Source organism: Phenylobacterium sp., assembly GCF_035569475.1.
Lineage (GTDB): Bacteria > Pseudomonadota > Alphaproteobacteria > Caulobacterales > Caulobacteraceae > Phenylobacterium.
Genome location: NZ_DATMNA010000069.1, coordinates 1 through 7906, shown reverse-complemented (window position 1 = coordinate 7906; position 7906 = coordinate 1). Strand labels below are relative to the sequence as shown.

The following is a 7906-nucleotide window of genomic DNA, read 5'->3' as shown; positions in this document are numbered from 1 at the left end:
TCGGCCACGGTCTCGGCGATGATCTGGGCCACCGGTTTCACCGCGTCGATGCGCCCGGCCACCTGGCCCGACAGCGCGATGGAGGCCTCCATGTCGCCGCCGAAGTAGAGGTCGAGCGCGTGGCCGAACTCGCCCATAATGTTCTCGGGCGGGGTCTTCTCGTATTCGGTGGTCTTCTCGGTGCGCAGCGCCCTGAGCGCCGGGCCGGGGCCGAAGCGGTTCAGGAAGACCGTGTCGGTCTCGCGGGCCGCCACGATCATGTCCTTCCAGTTCTGGTGCACCGGGCTCTCGGCGGCGGAGACCATGCGGGTGCCCATCTGCACGCCCTCGGCGCCCAGCGCGAAGGCCGCGGCCATGGTGCGCCCGTCGGTGATGCCGCCGGCGGCGATCACCGGCACGCCGACCTTCGAGCAGACCAGCGGCAGCAGCACCATGGTCGCCACGTCGCGGCTGTTCTTGAACCCGCCGCCCTCGCCGCCCTCGACCACCAGGCCGTCGACGCCGGCCTCAATGGCCTTCATGGCCGCGGCCAGCGACGGGACCACATGAAACACTGTCAGCCCGCGGCCCTTCAGCGCCTCGCAGTAGCGGTTGGGGTCGCCCGCCGAGGTGGTGACGAACTTGACGCCCTGGTCGGCGACGAAGCTGACGATGTCGGGGTCGCGGACGAAGGCCTGGGCGACGTTGATGCCCCAGGGCTTGTCGGTCAGCCCCTTCATCTTCCTGACCTCCTCGCGCACCTCGTCGAGGCGGCCGGAGGAGGTCTCGATGACGCCGAGGCCGCCGGCGTTGGAGACCGCCGAGGCGAGCTGCGCCCGGGCGATCCAGCCCATCGGCGCCTGGACGATCGGGTACTGCACGCCCAGCAGCTCGGTGATGCGGTTCCGGATCATGGCGCGGCGCCCTTCATTGCGGCTTGAAGCTGTTGTTCGACCGGTCGGCGTCGGGCAGGCGGTGGTCCGGGTCGATGGCGGCCTCGGCCACCGCGCCGCCGCCCTCGACGGTGAAGGTGTGGGTCCCGGTCTGCATCCAGGTCTCCACCGGCACGCGGATGTCGCGCTTCTGGCCGTTCCTGTAGGTCACCCGCAGCGTCGCCGGCAGGACGAGCTGGCCGAGGTTCTGCACCGTCACCTGCGCCCCCTTGGCCGGGTCGCCGTCGACGTACTTCACGTCGGTCACCGCCATGTCGTGCGACCAGTTGTGCAGGAAGTAGCCGCGCCAGAAGTAGCTGAGGTCCTCGCCCGAGGCGCTCTCCATCTCGCGGAAGAAGTCGCTGGGCTTGGGGTGCTTGAACGCCCAGTCGGCGATGTATTTGCGGAACGCCGGGTCGAACCGCTCGGGGCCCAGGATGTCCTCGCGCAGCAGGGTCAGGCCGAAGGCGGCTTTGAAGTAGGTCACCGGGTGGCGGTACTTCTCGCGGATGGTGTCGGCGCGGCTGAGGATCACCGGCGCTTCCGGGTCCTTGATCAGCTCGGCGATCTGGTCGGCCGGCGTGCCGGTCGCGGAGGGCGCGTATTCGGCGTCGCGCTTGGGCCCATAGACCCCGTTCGAGAAGTCGTCGGACTCATAGACGTCGATGAAGGTGTTGATCCCCTCGTCCATCCAGGCGTCGCGGCGCTCGTCGGAGCCGACGATCATCGGGAACCAGGAGTGGCCGATCTCGTGGGCCGAGATGAAGAACAGGGTCTTGGCCTTGTCGTCGATGCCGTCGAAGACGATGCCCGGATACTCCATGCCGGTGGCGGGCCCGGCGACGTTGATCGCGTTCGGCCAGGGGTAGGGATACCAGCGCTTGGAGAACCGCTCGACGGCGTCCTTCATATATTCCGTGGACCGGCTCCAGGCGTTCTCGCCGACGCTTTCCGGCGGATAGACCGACTGGGCGACCGCGGCCTTGCCGTCCGGCAGGTTGATCCGCGCGGCGTCCCAGACGAAGGACCGGCTGGCCGTGAAGGCCACGTCGCGGGTGTTCTCCATGTGGAAGCGCCAGGTCTTGGTGGCGCCCTTGGGCGGCGGCGTGGCGGCGACCTCCTCCGGCGTGCGGATCGTCACCGTCTTGTCGCTGGCCCGGGCGCGGTCGAAGCGGGCGCGCTGCTCAGGCGTCAGCACCTCGCCCGCGTTCACCAGCGCCCCGGAGCCGGCCACCAGCATGTCCGCCGGCACGGTCACCGCGTAGTCGAAATTGCCGTATTCCAGGTAGAACTCGTTGGCGAGGTAGGGGAGCGTGTCCCAGCCGCGCACGTCGTCGAACACCTGCAGCCGCGGATACCACTGGGCCAGGTCGTAGATGTCGCCGGACTTGTTGGCGTTCCAGGCCATCCGCCCGCCGAACAGGCCCGGGATGGTGAAGTGGTACCTGACCTTCACCTGCACCTTGCCGCCGCCGCCCTTCACCGCCGACGGCAGGTCGACCCGCATGCGGGTGTCGTTGACCACGGTGTTCAGCGCCTTGCCGCCCACGCTCACCGCGTCGATCACATAGCCCTCGGTCGACTGCTTGGGATCGACGCGCCGCCCGCCCGACATGGCGTAGCCGCGGCTGCCCTGACGGTAGAGGTTCTGGTCGAGCTGCAGCCAGAGGAAGCCCAGTTCCTCGGGACTGTTGTTCGTATAGGTGATCGTCTCCTCGCCGGAGAGCACGTGGGCGGTGGTGTCGATCCGGGCGTCGATGCTGAAGTCGGCGCGGTTCTGCCAATAGGCCGGCCCCGGCGTTCCGGACCCCGTGCGGATCGTGGTGGGCGGCGCCGGCAGCGTCAGCGGCGCGAAGGTCTTCAGCGGATCGTAGCGCGGCGGCGCCGTCTGGGCCTGGGCGGCGGTCACCGCAAAGAACGCCGCGCCAACGACAAATCCACGCCACGCCATGCCAAGCCTCTCCAGGAAATGAAGCGTCCATCTGAGCCGGAGCGGGGCTGTGCGCAAGGCGCCTTCCTTTCCCGGGAGGCGGGAAGGGAGGGGCTACACCCCCAGCCGGCCCGCCACTTCTTCACCCAGCGCCAGGGACGAGGTGAGGCCGGGGCTTTCGATGCCGAACAGGGCGACGAGGCCCGCCAGCCCGTGGGCGCTCTCGTCGTCGATACGGAAGTCCGGCTGCGGCTCGTCGGGGCCGTGCAGCTTCGGCCGGATGCCGGCGTAATCGGGGCTCAGGGCCTCCTCCGGCACGGCGGGCCAGAATTTGCGGATATAGGCGGCGAACTCCCCGCGCATCGCCGGATCGACGCTGTAGTCGAGGGTCTCCACATAGGTCAGGTTCGGCCCGAACACCGCCTGGCCGCCCAGGTCGCGGCGGTAGTGGGTGCCCAGCGCCCCATGGATGGGCGGCGGATAGATCAGCCGCGAGAACGGCGCCTTGCCCGCCAGCCGGAAGTACATGCCCTTGCCGTAGTGGGCCTTGGGGATCTCCGCGGCCGGGAAGCCCTCGATCGTCGCCGCCACGTCCTGGGCTGACAGCCCCGGCGCGGTGACCAGGTAGCGGCAGGTCAGCGTCGCCGGCTCCTCGCCGCCGGCCCGCACCGAGAACCCGCCACCCGCCAGCGGCGACGCGCCCTCGAAGGGCGTCGACGTCACCACCGTCCCGCCGCCGGCCCCGATCTCGCCCTCCAGGGCCAGCATGTAGCCGTGGCTGTCGAAGACCCCGCTCTGCGGCGAAATCAGCGCGCCCTCGCAGGCGAGCTCCGGCTCCAGGGCCATGGCCTGCGCCCTGGACACATGCGCCATGCCCTCGACGTCGTTGATTCGGGCCTGCTCCAGGATGGCGTCCAGCCTATCCAGCTCGTCGAGGCTGGTGGCCACCACCAGCTTGCCGCAGCGGTCGTAGTCCACGTGATGCGCGTCGCAGAAGGCGTAGAGCGCGCGCCGGCCCTGCACGCACAGCCGCGCCTTCAGCGAGCCGGTCGGATAGTAGAGCCCCCCGTGCACCACCTCGGAATTGCGCGAGGAGACCCCTTGGCCGATCGCGGCCTCCTTCTCGAGCACCGCCGCCGTCAGCCCGCGTTTCGTCAGGGCGTAGGCGCACGCCAGCCCCACCGCGCCCGCGCCCACCACCACCGCATCGAAATCGAACTCGGCCATACGCTCCGCCTAACGCGGAAGGGCGCGGAACGGAACAGCGTCCTTCGCCAACACCCCCCAATGTCGTCATCACCCGGCTTGTCCGGGTGATCCATGCGAGGCGGCCCATTCGCGAGTCAGCTTGGGTCCCCCGGATCGGCGTTCCGCCGACCGTGGGATGACGAGAAGAGGGCGGAGCGGTAGACAGCCCCAACCGGGGAGTGCGTGACATGCGGAAAATCATCGGGCTTGCGATGGGACTGGCGCTTGCCGCGACCGCCACCCACGCTCAGGTCTCCGTCGACCCCAACCGGCCCAAGGCGATCGCCTCGATCCTCGACTGGCGCGGCGAGAAGCAGGCCAAGGGCTTCCGCGACATCGAGCACATCTTCAAGACCACTACCGTCAGGCGCGGCGACAAGGTCCATCCCCTGCCGGTCGCCGCCCGCCAGATCGCGCCGACCTTCGCCTACGACGGCAAGACCTGGGCCGTCGACGACTACATGAAGGCCTACAGGGTCTCCGGCCTGCTGGTCCTGAAGGACGGCCAGATCGTGCTGGAGAAGTACGCGCTGGGCCGCAAGCCCGCCGACCGCTGGACCAGCTTCTCCGTGGCCAAGTCGGTGACCTCGACCCTGGTCGGCGCGGCGATCCAGGACGGCAAGATCAAGAGCCTGAACGATCCCGTCACCACCTACATCCCCGAGCTGAAGGGCAGCGCCTACGAGGGCGTCACCGTGCGCGAGATGCTGATGATGAGCTCCGGCGTGAAGTGGAACGAGGACTACACCGACCCCAACTCCGACGTGGCCCGGGCCGGCGGCTCGGTCACCGAGCCGGGGGTCAACCCGATGGTGAGCTACCTGCGCAGACTGCCCCGCGCCCACGCGCCGGGGACCACCTGGAACTACAATACCGGCGAGACCGACCTGGTCGGCGTGCTGGTCTCCAAGGCGACCGGCGAGGGCCTGGCGCAATACGCCTCGGAGAAGATCTGGAAGCCCTACGGCATGGAGCGCGACGCCGTCTGGATGACCGATCCGGGCGGCCAGGAGCGCGGCGGCACCGGCATCTCCATGACGCTGCGCGACTACGCCCGCGTGGGCCTGTTCATCGCGGGCGGCGGCGTGGCGGACGGCAAGCAGATCGTCCCCGCCGGCTGGGTCGCCGAGGCCACGAAGCGCGAGATCGACAACGGAACGCCCGCGCCCGCCGGCTACGGTTACTTCTGGTGGATCCGGGCGAACGGTTCCTACGAAGCGGTCGGGATCTTCGGCCAGTCGATCACGACGTTCCCGAAGGAGCACCTGATCATCGTCCAGAACGCCGCCTGGCCGGCGGCGACGGGCAAGGAGCTGAGCGCGGCGCGGAACGCGATGTTCGAGGGGGTGAGGGCGGCGGTGAGGTAGGCGCGGCGAGGGCTTCGCCCTCGTCCTTGAGCAAGCTCAGGGCCAGAGCTGCAATCTCGCCATGGGGTTTAAGGGCTTCCCCGCATCGAGAGGATGCGCGCTGCCGCGTCCTTCTCCCCTCGCGGGAGAAGGTGGCCGCGAAGCGGTCGGATGAGGGGGAGGTCGGCGCCCTACCCCTGAATCCCCCTCATCCGTCAGGCTTCCGCCTGACACCTTCTCCCGCGAGGGGAGAAGGACCCTTAGCCGCCGATCCCCGCTTCGGCCTTCGCCGCGGCCAGCGGGTCAGCCTCGGCCTGCACCTTGTCCGTGGCCTTCTTCGCCTCGGTGATCGGCGCCCACTTCTGCATCTTGCCGCTCTTGATGGCGACGGCGAAGTCCTGGGCGTCGCTCAGGACGGCCTTGAGCGTCTCCATGGCCTTGGCCATGTCCGGGTTGCCGCTGTTGTCCACGGGTGCGAGGCCCAGGTCGGCCATGGTGGTGTGGCTGAGGAAGTCCTGGACCTGGGCCGTCCAGGCATCGCTGCCCTGGTCCGCGCGGAACAGGGTCTCCAGCTTCTGCAGCGCCGGATTGTTCTTCTGCGCCACGGTTTGGAGCTGGGTCAGGTCGCTGACGCCATAGGCCTGGGTGACCTGGTTGTAGAGCGTCAGCATGGTCTCACGGGTGGTCAGGTTGTCCTTCAGGCTACCCAGCGAAGCGAAGAGCACCGTGCCGTCGGCGGCCTTGGTCTTGGCGCCGAAGTAGGTGGCCTGGTCCTCCGGCGAAAGCTTGTTGAGGTTGTCCAGCATCTGCGGATAGGGGGCCTTGCCGGGAACGAGGTACTTCTCCACCAGGGTCTGGGTCTGGGCCACGTGGGCGGCGAAGGGCGAGGCCGCCGCGTTCATCGCCGCCGCCTGGCCGGCCGGGCCGGCGCCGGCATAGCCGTTCAGCAGGCTGAGCGCCGCGGTCTGGTCCTTGGCCATCACCCCGCCGGACGTATCGTCCACCTTGGCCAGCGCATCGGTCAGCGCCTTCACGTCGGGCGGCGAATAGCCGGCCGGCGGCTGGGCGGCCGGAAGGTCCGCCGCGCCGAGGCTCTGGCTCAGGCTTTTGGCGGCGACATAGATCTTCTGATCGTCCGCCGAGAGCGCGTTGAAGGCGGCCGCCGCGCGGCCGGTGAAGGTGGTGGGATCGGTCCCGCTGTCCTTGGCGGCCGGGTCCCGCTGAGCGTCGACCTTGGCGACGACCTGGGCCACGCGTTGCGAGAAGGACGAGACCAGCGCCGCCTGGGCGGCGGCCTCGCTCATCGTCCCGCCGGCGGGCGGAACCGCCGGCGGCAGACGGTTGTCGAAGACCACCTGGCCCTTGGCCAGGATGTTGGTCAGCAGGGCATAGGCCTTGAGCTGGTCGTCCAGCGAGGTCTTGCCCGTGGTGTCGTTGAGCGCGGCGACGGCGGCGGTGACCTGGTCCTGCGTCGGCCCCGAGGCCGCAGGCGCGGGCGCCTGACCGTCCAGCACCTGCTGGGCCTCGGCGGAAAGCGTGACCTTGTCCACCGGATCGCTCGAGGCGACGGCCGGGAGCGACTCCTGGGGCGACGGCTGCGGCGGCGACGCGACCGGCAGGAGTTGAACCGTGACGGTCGATGTCGAGATGGCAACCATAAGCGCTCCTTCCGACACCCTTCGGTCAGGCTCGCTAAGTTTCGATGAACACGTTCTGCGAGGCGGTGGGCGCGCCGCCCCTACGCCTGCGTCCAGCCGCCCAGCACGCAGGCCACCCGGCCCTTGCGCACGCTGACCGCGGCGTGGCGGCCGTAGCCCGGCTCGAACAGGCTCGTCCGGCCCGCCAGGGTGACGGCGATCATCACCGGGCCGGTGAACTGGCAGACGTAGTAGGCGTCCCGCGTCGGGAACCGGCCGTCGGGGACCGAGGCGCAGTCGGCCCCGCCGAACGGATGGGCGAAGTCCGCGCCGCCGTATTTGAAGGTGTGCGGCGCCCGCTTCAGGACGATGGCGTCCCAACTGTCCTTCGGCGGCGGACAGGGCGGCCCCTTGATCTCCCAGTCCCGCCGCAGGCCGTGCTGGTGGGCCCAGAAGGCATAGACGCCCCAGCTTGGCAGGCCCACCGCCAGACCCACCACGGTGACGAGGGTGACCTGCGTCGTGGCCCCGCGACGGGCTTTTCGCACGATGGGCGCGACGAACGTCATGGCCTGCCGATCCGCAATATTACATCTGTACGTCACGATATTTACAGATGTACTTCGCCGGGTCAACGGCGCGAGCGCGGCTCGGCCCTAGGCTGAATCGACATTCACTCTGAGGATGGGCCGCGGCTTGGCGTTCCTCCTCCCCTTGTGGGAGGAGGTGTCAGCCGGAGGGCTGACGGAGGTGGGGTCGCGCTCCGCTCTCGGCGCGAGACTGAGCTTCGAGCTGCGCCGGGAGGCCGAGAAACCCCACCTCCGACCCGCTGCG

The 7906-nt window shown here is 69.3% G+C and carries 6 protein-coding genes; 1 reads left to right on the top strand and 5 read right to left on the bottom strand.

Annotation, left to right across the window (positions count from 1 at the left end):
• From VNW53_RS10635 to VNW53_RS10625, 3 genes are all read right to left on the bottom strand, one after another.
• A partial coding sequence (locus VNW53_RS10635) for an NAD(P)H-dependent flavin oxidoreductase (RefSeq protein WP_325555591.1) occupies positions 1-893 on the bottom strand: 893 nt, incomplete at its 3' end.
• A gap of 13 nt (positions 894-906) precedes the next feature.
• Entirely contained in the window at positions 907-2862 is a 1956-nt protein-coding gene (locus VNW53_RS10630; RefSeq protein WP_325555590.1) for a M1 family metallopeptidase, read from the bottom strand.
• A gap of 93 nt (positions 2863-2955) precedes the next feature.
• Complete coding sequence (locus VNW53_RS10625; RefSeq protein ID WP_325555589.1) at positions 2956-4068, bottom strand: NAD(P)/FAD-dependent oxidoreductase; 1113 nt, start codon at positions 4066-4068, stop codon at positions 2956-2958.
• 209 nt (positions 4069-4277) lie between these two features.
• Here VNW53_RS10625 and VNW53_RS10620 point away from each other — a divergent pair, with 209 nt between their 5' ends.
• A complete protein-coding gene (locus tag VNW53_RS10620; protein ID WP_325555588.1) occupies positions 4278-5456 on the top strand; it encodes a serine hydrolase domain-containing protein in 1179 nt (392 codons plus the stop codon).
• 239 nt (positions 5457-5695) lie between these two features.
• Here the strand turns inward: VNW53_RS10620 and VNW53_RS10615 are convergent, their stop codons facing one another.
• On the bottom strand, positions 5696-7093 hold the full coding sequence (locus VNW53_RS10615) for a hypothetical protein (RefSeq protein WP_325555587.1): 1398 nt from the start codon (positions 7091-7093) through the stop codon (positions 5696-5698).
• An 80-nt stretch (positions 7094-7173) separates the two neighbouring features.
• Positions 7174-7641, bottom strand: coding sequence for a hypothetical protein (locus tag VNW53_RS10610; protein ID WP_325555586.1), 468 nt, complete (start codon positions 7639-7641; stop codon positions 7174-7176).
• Positions 7642-7906: the final 265 nt, after the last annotated feature.

Bases quoted from the DNA above. Each gene is read 5' to 3' on its own strand.
- VNW53_RS10615 (WP_325555587.1), bottom strand. From the start codon at position 7,093: ATGGTTGCCATCTCGACATCGACCGTCACGGTTCAACTCCTGCCGGTC.
- VNW53_RS10620 (WP_325555588.1), top strand. From the start codon at position 4,278: ATGCGGAAAATCATCGGGCTTGCGATGGGACTGGCGCTTGCCGCGACC.
- VNW53_RS10630 (WP_325555590.1), bottom strand. From the start codon at position 2,862: ATGGCGTGGCGTGGATTTGTCGTTGGCGCGGCGTTCTTTGCGGTGACC.
- VNW53_RS10625 (WP_325555589.1), bottom strand. From the start codon at position 4,068: ATGGCCGAGTTCGATTTCGATGCGGTGGTGGTGGGCGCGGGCGCGGTG.
- VNW53_RS10610 (WP_325555586.1), bottom strand. From the start codon at position 7,641: ATGACGTTCGTCGCGCCCATCGTGCGAAAAGCCCGTCGCGGGGCCACG.